The sequence below is a fragment of the Actinomyces acetigenes genome, from assembly GCF_031296635.1.
GTDB classification, from domain to species: Bacteria; Actinomycetota; Actinomycetes; order Actinomycetales; family Actinomycetaceae; genus Actinomyces; species Actinomyces acetigenes.
In genome coordinates this window covers 22,068-36,627 of sequence record NZ_JASPFC010000007.1, presented here as the reverse complement: position 1 = coordinate 36,627, position 14,560 = coordinate 22,068, and the positions used below count along the sequence as shown (strand labels likewise).

Below are 14,560 nucleotides of genomic sequence, written 5' to 3'. Positions count from 1 at the left end.
TGAGCCTACCGGAGCATCGCTCCTCGCACTGGGGGTGGGAGGCGGCTGGGTGACTCAGTAGCGTCCGTACGAGTTCTCCAGCAGTGTCCGGAAGGAGTCGATCTCAACCTCAACCTTGCTGAATCCGCTGGTCACCTCGACTCCGTGGTCCCCGACCTGGAACAGGCGCATGAGGAACCCGTCGTTCGTGGTGCGTATCCCGTAGGGGAACCCATAGCGCTGTTCCAGGGCCTGGGCGATTCGCCAGGTGTAGTCGGCCACGTGGCGGTCGTCGAAGCGCAGCCGCTCCTCCTCATCCCCCTCAGGCTTAGTGACCACCTCGATGCCCCAGGTGTCGGAGAATCGCGATTTCTCCGCGAGCCAGCCGTCTCCGCGCAGAATGGGGCGGTCCAACCTGATGCCCGGGCGGCCGCCGAGCCGCTTGAGGACGCTCGTGATGGCGGCGCCGTCGAGGACCTGCTCGACGACGGAGAGGATCTGGGGGATGGACAGTCCGATTCGCATCGGTACGACCTGCCAGTTCACCGGTGGCCGGTCGGGACCGGTGGGGGCGGGCGTGGAGGCGGCCAGCCTGCGAAGCTCATCCATCGTCATTGCGGGCCTGGGCGAGTCCTTCCCCCGATCCTCCAGGAGGAACTCGATATCGTCCCTTTCCATATCGTTCTCGTCTCCGCTGGGGCTGGCGGCGATGAGACCATAGTCGCCGAAGCCCTCGGAGCCGGCGAAGCGGATGTCCATGAGGGGGCGCCCACCGGCCAGGCCGGCGACGACGTCGCGCATACTGATCTGGCTTCGTTCGCTGCCGAGGAGGTTGCGGGGGATGAGGACCTCTTCCCCGGTGGACTCGACGGTGACCGTGAGGCCCTCGACCGTGCCGGTGAAGGAGACGAGCCCCAGGCCCGCGGCGCCCATGTCCCAGCGAAGGGTGAAGGGGCGGCGCCACTGTGGCGGCATGAGAGCCAGGTTGTCGGGAAGGCCGCCGAGAGTCTTCGCCGTGGTCTCCTCGAACATCTCCCAGTTGACGACGTAGGCCTCTCCGGGGCCCCAGTCACTGACCGGCTCCCGTCCAAGTTCTACCGTCCATAAGTATGGATAGTCCTCGGCCTCGCCCCACTTGAAGCTCTGAAACTCGTCGGTATCGATGGGGTAGGTGGGGTTGTAGGAGTTGACAGTCAGCTCGTACTCGTCTCTCAGCGGGCGATAGTCCGGCTCGATCTCGACGACCCGCTCCCCGACCCGCCAGCGGAAGAAGAGGTCCGGGCCGTAGACGGCGAAGGACTCGGTGCCCAGGATGTCGGCGGCGTCGAGCAGGAAGCGGTGCACGTCCGCCTCGGTCAGGGTGGTGCCCATCAGCGAGGCCACGCGGTTGGACATCTCCACCTCGGGGCTCGCGGTGCTGTTCACGTCTGTCCTCCGTCTGTTGCCCTGCCGAACGACTCACCCCAGCATATGCGTCATCTCGCGGATTCATCAGGGCCGGTCTCCCCATGGAAAGTGCCTGGCCCTGGGCTTCTGAGCAGTGGCCCAAGCATCTAGGCTGACCACATTCGACGCCCACTGGACTCATGCGTCGGACTTCTGCGAGAACCAGTGGGCAGAGTAGGGGAAGCATTGGATAGCAGCGAGTGGGTGACCCATGCGGGACATGACTGGAGGATCCTGAACCCAGGCCCGCAAGGTCCCGATCACCTGAGGCTCGGTATGACCCTCGACTACGGCCTCGTCGACGAGGGGCCGTCGCGGATCGGCACGCTGGCTCTGCTTTCGGCGGCGCTGAAAGCGGATCTTCAACGCTCCATCAACGTCAGGGACGCCCAGTCTCCCCCGCCCCTGGTCTCAGTGGACGTGGGGACCATCTCAACCACCGTCATGATCGAGGGGCGGAGCCGAGCTGTCCTGGCAGCCTGGGACCGACTCGGCGAGCTCCTCGCCGCACCGGGCCTGACGGTACCGGCCGAACCGGCGCCCACTCCCAGGCCGGTCTGGCCTCAGGACCTGGCTGCCTACACCGGCGCCAATGCGCTGACGCTGGGCGACCTGCGCATTCGGGGACCGCGGAACCTCGACGTCGCCGACGCTCTCCTGGCCCATGTGGCACCCGCAGCCTGCCGGGTCCGCCACACCTTCGTTACCGACGACCCGCGCGCCGTCGGCACCGGGTGGAGTGGACAACCGTCCTACGGCGTCGCTCCGGCGCGGCGACTCCTCGAGGCCTGCAGGCAGCCCACCCTGGTGCCTTGTGACCGGGACGGCGTCATCGTCTCCGTGGCCGTCCCCGCAGGGATGCGGGGACGCGCCGAGGTGGACTCCCTCAGCCTGAGGATCGGGAACGCTCTGGCCGACCTCGGCCACCGCTCTCGGGTGCACCGGGAGCCGATCCCGCTGGGAAACCTTGACGTCGTCATCTTCTGCCTCGCCGATGAGGAAGCCGCCAGGGCCTGCCGACACCGCGTCCTGGAGCAGCTGCTCAACCGACGGTCATGCCCCGCCGGCGAGGATCTGGTGAACCGCCTCCACATCCCCCTGCGAGACGACACTGCGGACCTCCTCGATACCGGGTGCATCGACGTCAGGGAACCGTGGCTGCCCAACGATGCCAACAGCCTCCTGTGGGCCGATGCGCCCCCGGCGGATGACAGCGGCTCGAGCCTCCAGCACTCCGTTCACCTGACCGACCATCTCATCGCCGAGGGGTTCTACCTGCGGACGTGTGACGCTGAGGGCAGGATGAGGAACGAGTGCATCGGGCAGGCCCATGTCGTCAACCTCGACAACCTCGCCGTCATCGTCCGGCAGACGCAGAACGTCGTCGAGTTCATCGACCACCAGCTCAACCGCGTGCCTCTGCCATGGCCGGACATCATCACCTCCCCGACCTTCAAGGACGACCTCGGTCCCTACCTCGACGCACTCCCGCGCTACGTCCTGGAGAACTGATCGATCCGGGATTGAGGCGCAGCCGATCCGAGGAGACCGCTCCACCAGTCCTCACCGCCGGACATATATGCCCTGCCGAACGTACAGTCCCCGCAGTTCCGGGCGTGGTTATGGCCTCCATCAACTAGGCTGAGGCCGTGAAGATCCTGCTCCTCGGCTCCGGCGCGCGCGAGCACGCCCTGGCCCGCGCCCTCACCCGTGATCCGCAGACCACTGAGCTCCTCGTCGCCCCCGGAAACCCCGGCACCTCGGCCATCGCCACGAACCTCAACATCGACCCCAGTGTCCCCGAGGAGGTCGTGGCCCTGGCCACGCAGATGAAGGCCGACCTCGTCGTCGTCGGCCCCGAGGCGCCCCTGGTAGCCGGTGTCGCCGACGCCGTGCGCGAGGCCGGGATCCCCTGCTTCGGCCCCGGTGCCGAGGCCGCCCGCCTGGAGGGCTCGAAGGCCTTCGCCAAGGAGATCATGACCGCCGCGGGTGTCCCCACCGCCGAGGCCGCCGTGTGCACCACCGAGGCCGAGCTGACCGCCGCCCTGGACCGTTTCGGGGCCCCCTACGTTGTCAAGGAGGATGGCCTGGCCGCCGGCAAGGGCGTCGTCGTCACCGACGAGCGCCCCGTCGCCCTGGCCCATGGGCATGCCTGCCTGACCCGCGGCAGCGGTCGCGTCGTCGTCGAGGACTACCTGGACGGCCCCGAGGCCTCCGTGTTCTGCGTGTGCGACGGAGCCACCGTCCGCCCCCTGGCCCCCGCCCAGGACTTCAAGCGGCTCCTCAACGACGACGCCGGCCCCAACACCGGCGGCATGGGCGCCTACTCGCCCCTGTCCTGGGCGCCGGCCGACCTGGTCGAGCAGGTGGTGCGCGAGATCGCCCAACCTGTCGTCGACGAGATGGCCCGCCGCGGCACCACCTTCATCGGCCTGCTCTACTGCGGCCTGGCCCTGACCAGCCGTGGCCTGCGCGTCGTCGAGTTCAACGTCCGATTCGGCGACCCCGAGACCCAGGCCGTCCTGGCCCGCCTGACCTCATCCCTGCCCGAGCTCCTCCACGCCGCCGCCACTGGCCGCCTCGCCGAGGTCCCCGAGCCCACCTGGTCCGAGCAGTGCGCCGTCGACGTCGTCATCGCCGCCCCCGGCTACCCCGGAACCGTCACCACCGGCGGCACCATCACCGGGATCGAGGCCGCCGAGGAGCTCGACGACGTCCACGTGCTGCACGCCGGCACCGGCACCACCGAACGTGGGGAGCTGGTGGCCATCGGCGGGAGGGTCCTGTCCGTCGTCGCCCTGGGAGCGAGCGTCGAGGCGGCGCGGGAACGCGCCTACGAGGCCGTCGAGCGCATCAACCTCGAGGGGGCCCAGTACCGCACCGACATCGCACGGGCGGCCAGTGCCGGCCGTGCCGACGGGGCCGAGTAACTGAGTAGCTGAGTAGAGCCTCCTGACCGTCGCGACCACGGCGCGCGTCTCGCCGTGCGCTGAACCCTCCGGAAGGCCGCGCCGCCAGACCCGGCCGCGGGGGCGACGCGCGTGACGCACGCACTTCTTCCGAGACCAAACGCACACCGCCCGTCTCTTTCCTGAGGGAGTACTGCGACCCTTCGCCGGATGGTGAGGGGCGGATTCCGGCACCGGTGTTGACCCACATCAGTCCACTGCCTGGCTGCTCGGAAGGGGTGGGAGGAGAGTCCCGTTCCCATCCCGTCGGTGGGATTTGCTCCGGTCGCGCCCCGGCTCCCACCGACGGGCCGACCCGGATGAATGGGCGTCATGGCGCGGCAAGCAGGCGGGCGCCCAGTGGTGAGCCCTGCGGGCGACGCAGTGGCCCGGAATCGGACACAGGGTGCCCGCCGATGGCAGGATGGGGGTATGACTCAGTCCGCGAGCTCCGCCTCAGTTGGTCCCAGTGCCTCAGCAGCCGGCTCCCGGCCCCCCGCCGTCCCCGGGTGGGCGCACCGCTCCAGCGGCAAGGTCCGGGACGTCTACGCCCCCACCTCCGACGGCCCGTGGGGCGGGCAGGACGTGCTCCTCGTGGTCGCCTCGGACCGCATCAGCGCCTACGACCACATCCTGGCCACCCCGATCCCGGACAAGGGCAAGGTCCTCACCGCCCTGAGCGCCTGGTGGTTCGAGCGGCTCGCCGACGTCGTCCCGAGCCACCTCGTCTCCCTCGACGTCCCCGCCCAGGTCGCCGGACGCGCCATGATCTGCCGGCGGCTGGAGATGTACCCGGTGGAGTGCGTGGCCCGCGGCTACCTCACCGGCTCCGGCCTGGTCGAGTACCGCCAGGGCCGCTCCGTGTGCGGCGTCGCCCTGCCCGAGGGACTGACCGAGGCCTCCCGCCTGCCCGAGCCGATCTTCACCCCCGCCGCCAAGGCCGAGCTCGGGGAGCACGACGAGAACGTCACCTTCGAGCGCGTCATCCAGATGGTGGGGAAGGGGCCCGCCACCGCCCTGCGCGAGACCACGTTGGCCCTCTACTCCCGGGCCGCCGAGATCGCCCGGGACCGCGGCATCATCTTGGCCGACACCAAGTTCGAGCTCGGCACCGACGCCGACGGCGAGCTGATCCTGGGAGATGAGGTCCTCACCCCCGACTCCTCCCGTTTCTGGCCCGCTGACGCCTGGGAGCCCGGCCGGGTCACCCCCTCCTTCGACAAGCAGTACGTGCGCGACTGGCTCACCTCCCCGGCCTCCGGCTGGGACCGGGACGGCGGCCAGGAGCCCCCCGCCCTGCCCGACGACGTCGTCGAACGGACCCGAGCCCGCTACCTCGAGGCCTACGAGCGGCTGACCGGCCACCCCCTGGAGCTGTCATGACCACGACCTCACCCACGTCGGACCTCCCCGATACCGGGACCGCCGCCCGCGCCTTCAAACCGGGGCCGGGCTTCTACGTCCTGGTCGGCCTCATCGTCCTGACGATCGTGCTGGCGCTGTCGGCCGCCATCACCTCCGCCCTCGGGGCGGACGAGACCTCCCGCATCCTGGGCGGTATCGCCCTGGTCCTGGTGGGGCTGGGCATGCTCGCCTCCTTAAGGCTCTCCGCACGCTCCCTGGTGGTCAACGCCCCCCGCCTGCGCCTGGAGCGCAACCGGGTCCGCGCGGCCCAGGCCCGGCAGCTCAGCGAGTCCTCCAAGAAGGGGGGAAGCGGCAAGGGGGCCAAGGGCTCCCCGTCCTCGCAGCGGGGCCCGGGGGCCGACGGCGCACGCCTGCCCGGCACTGATCTGGCAACGCTCACCGTTCCGGGAACCAAGGTGCTCGTGCCTGAGTCGACAGGTCGGCGTGAGCTGACCACCCTCGACGTGGTCTCGGGCCCCGTCACCACCGCACTGGCCGCGACGTCATTCGGGCGTGCGGCCGACGAGCGCCTGGCCGGGACCTCCACCGGCGAGACCCTCATCCGTGTCGGCCAGCTCCTGCTCGGCGCCACCGGCTTCGTGCTCGTGGCCCTGGGGCTCGCCTCCATCCTGGGACAGGTGATCTCATGACCCCTCGTGACCGACGTCCCGACAACGAGCAGGGGCCCGTCAACTGGGGCATCATGCCCAAACGGACCCCACGACCGAAGAGCGCCTCCGCCCGGCCCGGCGGCAGTGGCCTGCTTGAGGTCGTCCGCTCCGGCAACAACCCCGCCCCCACCGGCCCGGCTGCCTCGTCCGCCTCGGGAGGCTCCGCGGCCTCCGCCGCCGGCTCGGTCGACGGCTCCGCCGGCGCCCGCGAGGCGGGCGGCACGGGTGACGCGGCGGTCATGACGGAGGAGGACCTGCGCTCGGCCGCGGCCCAGGCCATCGCCTCAGGAACCGCTGACGCCGTCGACGCCGCCATCGCCATTGACCTGGCCGACGTGTCCGACGACGACGCCGGCTGGGCCGACTCCACCCGGTCCGCCGGCTCGCCCGCATCCCCGGCCACCCTGCACGTTGACAGCGCCCCCTCCGACACCCCCGGGGACCACGGTGAGCCCGACCCGACGGGCGCCCCGGACCCGCTCCCCGCCAGCGCCGGCAGTACCGCCGGCGCCCCCGGCTCCCCGACCCCCCAGCAGGAGCGGGCCGCCGTCAGCGCCGACGGTCGCTCACCACGGCCCGTCGTGCGCCCCACCGCCGTCGAGGGACCGGGAAGCGCGCCCCAGACAGGAGCCGCCACCACCCGCGTCTTCACCATCTCCCAGGGCAGGCCCGAGGCCGTGCCCAGCGGCGCCTCAACGGCTTCTGTGGCCTCCGCACCGCCACCGGCGACCGCAGCGCCGGCCGCGACCGCAGCGCCGGTAGCGCCGGCCGCCCAAGCCCCCGGCGAGGGAGCCCCCTCCGCCCGCGGCCGCGGCTACCAGACGCGCCCCAGTGCTGCGTCCACTGCTCCCGCTGCGCCCACGAGCCCAGCGGCCCAGCCGCCCGAGGGCGAGGAGGACGACGCCGGCATCCTGGCCGAGTCCAGCGCCTGGGAAGCAGCCACCAACGCCCTGGACGCCGAGGAGATCCAGGCCCAAGGAGGCACCGACTGGGGTGTGGGACGCGGCCCCGCCAAGGGGCGCGGCTCCCGCCGCCCCTCCTCGGGCACCGACTGGGGCGTGGGGCGCGGACGAGCCAAGAGCTCCAGCGCCCGGACCCGCTCCCCGTGGCCGGCAGCCGTGCGCCGCCAGCGCCTGGCCGGCGTGGCCTTCGCCCTGCTGGGGCTGGTCCTGGCCACCGCCTCGGCCATGAACCTGGCCCGCAACGCCGAAGCCGGCCACCCGTGGATCCCGCCGTGGCTCGTCGCGGTCCTCGGCGGGGCCGGGCTGGTGGCCGCCGCCGGCTACCTCGCCTGGGCCGGAGGCACCCCGGTGCGCCGCGAGGCCGAGCGCTGGAAGCCCGGCGTGCTCGATGCCGCCGCCGGTCTGACCACCGGGTCCGTCAAGGTCCACGACCCCGCCCGGCTGGTGGCCCGCGCTCGCGGACCGCTCCTGCTGGGCACCTCCGAGCGCGGCGACGAGACAGCCCCCACCGTGGACTCGGGCCCCACGCCGGTTATGGGGACCTCCACCGTCGACCAGTCCATCCACGCCCCCGCCGGTGTCGCCGGCGCCGTAGGCGGGTTCATGCTCGCCAGCGCCGTGGTCTGCGCCGTCGTCGCCCTCATCCTGGGCTCCGCCTGGCTCATCGCCACCGCCGCCCTGACCCTGGGCGGAGTCCTGGCGATCCGGCTGGCCGGCGAGTGGCTCGGCCAGGTCTGAGCCCGCGCGGGCCCGCCAGGTCACTGCCTCGGGCTGCATGCGGGTAGTCTTGGGCTGCGCACTCATCCCGCCTTATCCGAGGAGCACCCATGGGACGCATCGTCGTCGAGGTCATGCCCAAGCCCGAGATTCTTGACCCCCAGGGCAAGGCGGTGGTCGGAAGCCTTCCCCGCCTTGGCTTCGAGCAGTTCACCGGTGTGCGTCAGGGCCGCCGCTTCGAGCTGACCGTGGACGGTCCCGTCACCGAGGAGCACCTGGCCGCCGCCCGCGAGGCCGCCGACACCCTCCTGTCCAACCCGATCATCGAGGACGTCGTCTCCGTCGCCGCCGACGAGGAGGCCTGAGCCGTGAGCGAGTCGCCCAGCAGCTCCCCCGCCGCCCGTATTGGCGTCATCACCTTCCCCGGGACCCTCGACGACGTCGACGCCGCCCGCGCCGTGCGCCTGGCCGGGGCCGAGGCGGTGAGCCTGTGGCACAAGGACGCCGACCTGCGCGGGGTCGATGCCGTCGTCGTGCCCGGAGGTTTCTCCTACGGCGACTACCTGCGCTGCGGCGCCATCGCCCGCTTCGCCCCCGTCATGGAGGAGGTCGTGGCCGCCGCCGAGCGCGGCATGCCGGTCCTCGGCATCTGCAACGGCTTCCAGATCCTCGCTGAGGCCCACCTCCTGCCCGGCGCCCTCCTGCGCAACGCGAACCAGCGCTTCATCTGCGTCGAGCAGCGCCTGCGCGTGGAGAACACGCAGACCGCCTGGACCAACCGGTACGCGGAGGGGGAGGAGATCGTCGTCCCCATGAAGAACGGTGAGGGTAACTTCATCGCCTCCCCCGAGGAGCTCGACCGCCTCGAGGGGGAGGGACTCGTCGTCTTCCGCTACGTGGGCAACCCCAACGGCTCGGCCCGCGACATCGCCGGCGTGCGCAACGAGCGCGGTAACGTCGTCGGGCTCATGCCCCACCCCGAGCACGCCGTGGAGCCCGGTTTCGGCCCTGGCTCACAGGCCGGCCCGCGCACCGGGACCGACGGCCTGGGAGTCTTCCGCTCCGCCATCGACTCGCTGCTGTCTGTCTGAGGCCGCCGGGCTCGCTCCGGCAACGCCGCTTCTGACGGTTATCAGGGGGCGAGAACCAGAACACCCCGCTCCTCCGAGTTATCCACAGATCCGTGTCGGGCCTGTGTGGAACTGTGGAGAGGGCGGGGTGACTCCTTGCCCGGACCTCCTCGGAGCGGTCTTGTTCGAGTTGCACGACAATGAAGAATGTGCTGTCGCCGTCGCCGGGGTCGTGGCTGTTGGAATCCCGGGGACAGGACCCGACTGATCGGCTAGTTTCCCTGTCTTTCCAGCCAAAACTCTGTCTATAGCGATGATGCCCCAAGGTGTGCGGGAGTGTTTGTGGGAAGCCTCCAGCATGATCGCTCACCCGGGTTGGAGGTCTCGAACGGGTCTTGTGCACAGGGGGAGTGGCGACATTCCACGAACCCACACACCCCTGCACAAGCCTGTGGACACGACCTGTGGATAACTCCGCTCAGGGTGTGATGAAGCCCCCTGGGCCGGCTCGCCAACGCGCTGCTGTCAGCCACTCACTGGTCGCGGAGGTGCCGCCAGATGTGCTCGTTGGGTTGGGCCCCAAGAGGCCTGACGGCGGTCCTTGAGGGCCTCATGCCCTCCGGGATTTCTTGCCTACCGATTGCCCGCCGGTGACGGTGCGGTTGTGGCGCATGGCGACATCGATCCAGAAGGCGAGGCGGTCGTCGTCGGCGATCGCCTCGGGGGCGACGGTGATCCAGCCGAGCCCCATGTCTCGCCCGGCTCCCATCTGGGCCTGCTCGGCGCCCGGCTCGCCCAGGAGCGTCTCGTGACGGTCGGCGGCGACACGCACCAGGAGGTCCCCGGTCTTCCCGGCGCTGACGATCATCTTGTCGTTGACCATGATCGCCCGGCCTCCGAACATGGGGATCTCGCGCACGTCCGGTTCGTCGTCGACCAGCGCGCGGACGCGCTGAACGAGGTGGTGCTGTTCAGGTGTCATGGCGGCCATGGCGTCGTCTCCCGTCAGCCTGTGCCCGCAGCGTCATATCGACGTCGATCGCCGCGCGTTCGTAGGGTAGCCCGCGCGTTCGTAGGGTAGGTCGCGAGTTCGTACCCTGAACCCCCGAACACGAGGCATAAGGTGCGAACGCGACGACGGCCTACGCGGCCGACTCCTCCTCGGCGACACGGGGTCGTCCACGCGTCGCATGAGGAGCAGCCCCATGGACACCGACACCCCGCCAGGCGTCTTTCGTCGGCTCGTCAGCCCATCAGGTCGGCCAGGATCTGCAGGAGGTCCTGCAGGTGCCGGTTGGACAGGAACTCCCGGCGCACGGACTCGTGGGCGGCCAGCCCCATCTCCTGTGCCCGCTCGGGGAAGAGCAGCAGGTCGCGCACGGCCTCGGCCCAGGCGACGCCGTCAGCCGGGTCAACCAGGACGCCGTCGACGCCGTCGTCGATCTGATCGCGGATGCCGCCTACCGCGGAGGCGACCACCGGGGCCTTCTTCCACATCGCCTCGGCCACGGTCAGCCCGAAGGCCTCGATGAGGGAGCGCTGGGTGACCACCGAGCTGACTCGCTGGACGGCGTTGACGACGGTGGCGTTGACCTCACGGTCCTCCATGCTCACCGCGGCCACGTGGATCCGTGAGGCAACCGATTCCGGCAGCACCGAGCAGCGCTCCACGATCTGGGTGAGGGTGGCCTGCGACTCGGGCCCGTCCGGGGTCGGGCCGACCAGCAGCAGATGGGCGTCCTCGGGCAACGCGGCGATGTTATCGGCAAAGGCCTCCACCAGCTCCAGGCCGCCCTTGAGGCGGTCCCAGCGGTTGACCTGGGTGATGACCCGGGCGCCCAGCGGCACAGGATCGCCGGCCAGGACCGGGTCCTCGGGCAGGCCGCGGAAGGCGTCGGCGCGTCCGTCATAACGCATGAAGGGCACGGCCTCGAAGGGCGGCTCGCCGGCGAAGATCCCCGACAGGCGCGCCACCGACCAGGCCTCGTCCAGGTCCAGGACCCGGTTCTTGGGAGAGTCGGCGTCGATGGAGGGGACCAGGACCGCGCAGCGCTCGGCCTCGATATAGGGCGGGCGGTACTCGGGGCGGGAGACGATGACGAGGTCCACGTCCTCCAGGTATCGGTCCAGGAAGGCCCAGGCGTAGTCAGCGGCCTCGCCCGCGCCCTCGGCCCCGGCGTGGCAGCGCCAGATGACGGTGGCGCCCGCCGCCTTGAGGGCCTTGGCCAGGCCCGCAGTGGGCGGGTCGTGAAGGATGACGATGTCGTCGGGGCGAACCTCCTCGACGATGTTCTCCGCGTTGGAGGCCAGGACGTGCTCGTAGATGTCGCGCTGCTTGTCCCCGAGCTTGCCGCCGTCGCCGTGGTCCCCGTGGATGCCGGCGTGTAGGCGCGTCGCGATCCGGGTGAACTCCTCAGGGGCATCCAGAGTCAGCCAGCGCACGTTAAGGCCGGCTCCCAGGGAGTAGCCCACGAGGGGCGCGACCGTCTCCGCCGGTCCCGAGCCGGCGGCGGCCGACGGCGTGACCGTCCACACGGTGTGCCCCTCCAGCAGGGCCTCGGCGCCCGTCAAGCTCGTGTGCAGTCGTTTGATGGCTACCTCGTCCAGGTGGCTCTCCAAGTGCGACAGGGGCAGCGGGGCGACGTCGATGTCTCTCATGCCATGATCTTCCCCCGAAATCCTGTGAGGCGCAGCACTTTGAGTGTGGGCGTGGCGTCTTGTTGCCGTTTCGGCATTCTTCTGGCGGGCTTCCGCAGCGCCCTGATCGGGCGAACGCGGTGTTCTCGGCGGGAGCGGAGGGTGTGTGGAGTGCGATCCCGCGAGGGTCGTGGTGTGAGGTGCTGCGGGGGCGCGGGTAGGCTTGGCTCGGCCGCACTCCCTCTTCAACCAGGAGCCCCCATGGCGTCCGAGCCTGTGATCCCAGCCGCCCACCCCGACACCGTCGCCGACGCCGCCGCGACGCCCGAGCGGGAGATGCCCTGGAAGGAGCTGGGCCTCAAGGCCGACGAGTACGAGTCCATCCGCGGGCTGCTGGGGCGCCGCCCCACCAACGCCGAGCTGGCCATGTACTCGGTCATGTGGTCCGAGCACTGCTCCTACAAGTCCTCCAAGATCCACCTGCGCCAGTTCGGCGCCAAGACCACCCCTGAGATGCGCGAGCACCTCCTGGTCGGCATGGGTGAGAACGCCGGCGTCGTCGACATCGGCGACGGCTGGGCCGTGACCTACAAGGTCGAGTCCCACAACCACCCCAGCTATGTCGAGCCCTATCAGGGGGCCGCCACCGGTGTGGGCGGCATCGTGCGTGACATCATCTCCATGGGGGCGCGGCCCGTGGCCGTCATGGACCAGCTGCGCTTCGGCGCCGTCGACCACCCCGACACCGCGCGCGTCGTCCACGGCGTCGTGGCCGGCGTAGGCACCTACGGCAACTCCCTGGGCCTGCCCAACATCGGCGGCGAGACCGAGTTCGACTCCTCCTACCAGGAGAACCCGCTGGTCAACGCGCTCTGTGTTGGCGTGCTGCGCCACGAGGACATCCACCTGGCCAACGCCACCGGCGCCGGCAACAAGGTGGTGCTCTTCGGGGCCCGCACCGGCGGGGACGGCATCGGCGGGGCCTCCATCCTGGCCTCGGAGTCCTTCGAGGACGGCATGCCCGCCAAGCGCCCCAGCGTCCAGGTGGGCGACCCCTTCATGGAGAAGGTCCTCATCGAGTGCTGCCTGGACCTGTTCGGTGCCGGGCTCGTGCTCGGCATCCAGGACCTGGGCGCCGCCGGCATCTCCTGCGCCACCTCCGAGCTGGCCTCCAACGGTGACGGCGGCATGCACGTGGACCTGGAGAAGGTGCTCCTGCGCGACCCCACCCTGACCGCCGGGGAGATCCTCATGAGCGAGTCTCAGGAGCGCATGATGGCCGTCGTCGCGCCCGACAAGCTCGAGGAGTTCATGGCCGTCATCGACAAGTGGGACGTCGAGGCCGCCGTCATCGGGGAGGTCAACGGCTCGGGCCGCCTGACCATCGACCACTTCGGGGAGCGGATCGTCGACGTCGACCCGCGCACCGTGGCCCACGAGGGCCCCACCTACGAGCGCCCCTACGCCCGCCCCGCCTGGCAGGACGCGCTCAACGCCGACACCACCGAGCGCCTGGCCCGCCCCGAGTCCGCCACCGAGCTGGCCGAGCAGGTGCGCGCCGTCGTCACCAGCCCCAACCAGGCCTCCGTCGACTGGGTGACCAACCAGTACGACCGTTTCGTGCGCGGCGACACCGCCCTGTGCCAGCCCGACGACGCCGGCGTCATCCGCGTTGATGAGGCCACCGGCCGCGGCGTGGCCATCTCCACCGACGCCAACGGCCGCTTCACCAAGCTCGACCCCGCCACCGGCGCCGCCCAGGCCCTGGCCGAGTCCTACCGCAACGTGTGCACCGTGGGCGCCCGGCCCCTGGCCGTCACCGACTGCCTGAACTTCGGCTCGCCGGAGGACCCCGATGCCATGTGGCAGCTCGTCGAGGCCATCACCGGCCTGGCCGACGCCTGCGCCGCCATGGGGGTGCCGGTCACCGGCGGCAACGTCTCCCTCTACAACTCCCACGGCAAGGTCAAGGGGCAGATCGACTCCTCAATCAACCCCACGCCCGTCGTCGGCGTCCTGGGCGTCATGGACGACGTGCGCCGCGCCAACCCCTCGGGCTGGCACGAGGAGGGCCTGGCCATCATGGCCCTGGGCACCACCGCCGACGAGCTCGACGGCTCGGCCTGGTCCCGCGTGGTCCACGACCACCTCGGCGGACTGCCCCCGCGCGTCGACCTCGAGGCGGAGATGGCGCTCGGGCGGGTCCTGCTGGCCCTGAGCGAGGCGGAGGGGCCCGACGGCGAGTCGCTGGTGCGCGCCGCCCATGACTGCTCGACCGGCGGCCTCATCCAGACCCTCGTGGACTCCTGCCTGCGCTGCGGCGTCGGCGCCAGCGTGGACCTGACCGCTATCCAGGAGGAGGGCGTGGACGACTTCACCGCCCTGTTCTCCGAGTCCGGGGCTCGCGCCATCGTCGCCGTGCGCGAGGAGCTCGTGCCCGCCGTCACCGCGGCCGCAGAGGCCGAGGACGTCGCCGTGGCGCGCCTGGGGACCACCGGTGGCGACCTGCTCGTCGTGGCCGGCAGCGACCTGCTCTCCGACGGCGGTGCCGGGCGTCCCCTCGTCCTGGACCTGGCCGAGCTGGGGGACGACGTCGAGGGCGTCCTGCCGGCGCTGTTCTGAGCCCTCCCCTCTAGCCTCTTGCCGCCGAGCCGGGCATTTCTCGCGTAGCACAACAGAAATTCCGTAGGGCTACGCGAAAAATGCCCGGCTCGACGTCTGAAGGG

Annotated in this window: 11 protein-coding genes; 8 read left to right on the top strand and 3 right to left on the bottom strand. The window is 70.8% G+C overall.

Translation table 11 applies throughout. The annotated features are described in order from the left end of the window. Positions 1-54: 54 nt before the first annotated feature. Positions 55-1,404 carry a hypothetical protein gene (locus tag RIV14_RS04150; protein ID WP_075373122.1) on the bottom strand — a complete coding sequence of 450 codons (1,350 nt, stop codon included), beginning with the start codon at positions 1,402-1,404 and terminating at the stop codon, positions 55-57. Between the two features lie 297 nt (positions 1,405-1,701). On the opposite strand from RIV14_RS04150, the gene RIV14_RS04145 reads away from it, so the two are divergent. The 7 genes from RIV14_RS04145 (at position 1,702) to purQ (ending at position 9,218) form a co-directional block, all read left to right on the top strand. Then, a complete protein-coding gene (locus tag RIV14_RS04145; protein WP_075373121.1) occupies positions 1,702-2,937 on the top strand; it encodes a hypothetical protein in 1,236 nt (411 codons plus the stop codon). Between the two features lie 137 nt (positions 2,938-3,074). Beyond that, positions 3,075-4,355: a phosphoribosylamine--glycine ligase gene (gene purD / locus RIV14_RS04140; RefSeq protein WP_075373120.1), complete on the top strand. Its 1,281-nt coding sequence runs from the start codon at positions 3,075-3,077 to the stop codon at positions 4,353-4,355. A 450-nt stretch (positions 4,356-4,805) separates the two neighbouring features. Then, positions 4,806-5,756 (top strand): phosphoribosylaminoimidazolesuccinocarboxamide synthase, encoded by a 951-nt coding sequence (locus tag RIV14_RS04135; RefSeq protein ID WP_075373119.1) that lies wholly within the window; start codon positions 4,806-4,808, stop codon positions 5,754-5,756. Continuing rightward, on the top strand, positions 5,753-6,427 hold the full coding sequence (locus RIV14_RS04130) for a hypothetical protein (protein ID WP_075373118.1): 675 nt from the start codon (positions 5,753-5,755) through the stop codon (positions 6,425-6,427). The genes RIV14_RS04135 and RIV14_RS04130 overlap by 4 nt, the downstream gene beginning before the upstream one ends. Further along, on the top strand, positions 6,424-8,148 hold the full coding sequence (locus RIV14_RS04125; protein WP_075373117.1) for a hypothetical protein: 1,725 nt from the start codon (positions 6,424-6,426) through the stop codon (positions 8,146-8,148). Before RIV14_RS04130 ends, RIV14_RS04125 begins: the two co-directional genes overlap by 4 nt. A gap of 89 nt (positions 8,149-8,237) precedes the next feature. Then, a complete protein-coding gene (purS, locus tag RIV14_RS04120; RefSeq protein ID WP_003787688.1) occupies positions 8,238-8,492 on the top strand; it encodes a phosphoribosylformylglycinamidine synthase subunit PurS in 255 nt (84 codons plus the stop codon). Positions 8,493-8,495: 3 nt separating this feature from the next. Next, positions 8,496-9,218 (top strand): phosphoribosylformylglycinamidine synthase subunit PurQ, encoded by a 723-nt coding sequence (purQ, locus tag RIV14_RS04115; RefSeq protein ID WP_070658254.1) that lies wholly within the window; start codon positions 8,496-8,498, stop codon positions 9,216-9,218. Between the two features lie 589 nt (positions 9,219-9,807). Here the strand turns inward: purQ and RIV14_RS04110 are convergent. Further along, positions 9,808-10,188 carry a TfoX/Sxy family protein gene (locus tag RIV14_RS04110; RefSeq protein ID WP_075373116.1) on the bottom strand — a complete coding sequence of 127 codons (381 nt, stop codon included), beginning with the start codon at positions 10,186-10,188 and terminating at the stop codon, positions 9,808-9,810. A gap of 254 nt (positions 10,189-10,442) precedes the next feature. Further along, entirely contained in the window at positions 10,443-11,855 is a 1,413-nt protein-coding gene (locus RIV14_RS04105; protein WP_075373115.1) for a glycosyltransferase, read from the bottom strand. Between the two features lie 240 nt (positions 11,856-12,095). Here RIV14_RS04105 and purL point away from each other — a divergent pair, with 240 nt between their 5' ends. Next, on the top strand, positions 12,096-14,456 hold the full coding sequence (gene purL, locus RIV14_RS04100) for a phosphoribosylformylglycinamidine synthase subunit PurL (protein ID WP_075373114.1): 2,361 nt from the start codon (positions 12,096-12,098) through the stop codon (positions 14,454-14,456). Positions 14,457-14,560 lie beyond the last annotated feature (104 nt).

Coding starts and splice junctions, on each gene's coding strand:
- RIV14_RS04145 (WP_075373121.1), top strand. CDS start 1,702: ATGACCCTCGACTACGGCCTCGTCGACGAGGGGCCGTCGCGGATCGGC.
- RIV14_RS04135 (WP_075373119.1), top strand. CDS start 4,806: ATGACTCAGTCCGCGAGCTCCGCCTCAGTTGGTCCCAGTGCCTCAGCA.
- RIV14_RS04130 (WP_075373118.1), top strand. CDS start 5,753: ATGACCACGACCTCACCCACGTCGGACCTCCCCGATACCGGGACCGCC.
- RIV14_RS04125 (WP_075373117.1), top strand. CDS start 6,424: ATGACCCCTCGTGACCGACGTCCCGACAACGAGCAGGGGCCCGTCAAC.
- purS (WP_003787688.1), top strand. CDS start 8,238: ATGGGACGCATCGTCGTCGAGGTCATGCCCAAGCCCGAGATTCTTGAC.
- RIV14_RS04110 (WP_075373116.1), bottom strand. CDS start 10,188: ATGGCCGCCATGACACCTGAACAGCACCACCTCGTTCAGCGCGTCCGC.
- RIV14_RS04105 (WP_075373115.1), bottom strand. CDS start 11,855: ATGAGAGACATCGACGTCGCCCCGCTGCCCCTGTCGCACTTGGAGAGC.
- purL (WP_075373114.1), top strand. CDS start 12,096: ATGGCGTCCGAGCCTGTGATCCCAGCCGCCCACCCCGACACCGTCGCC.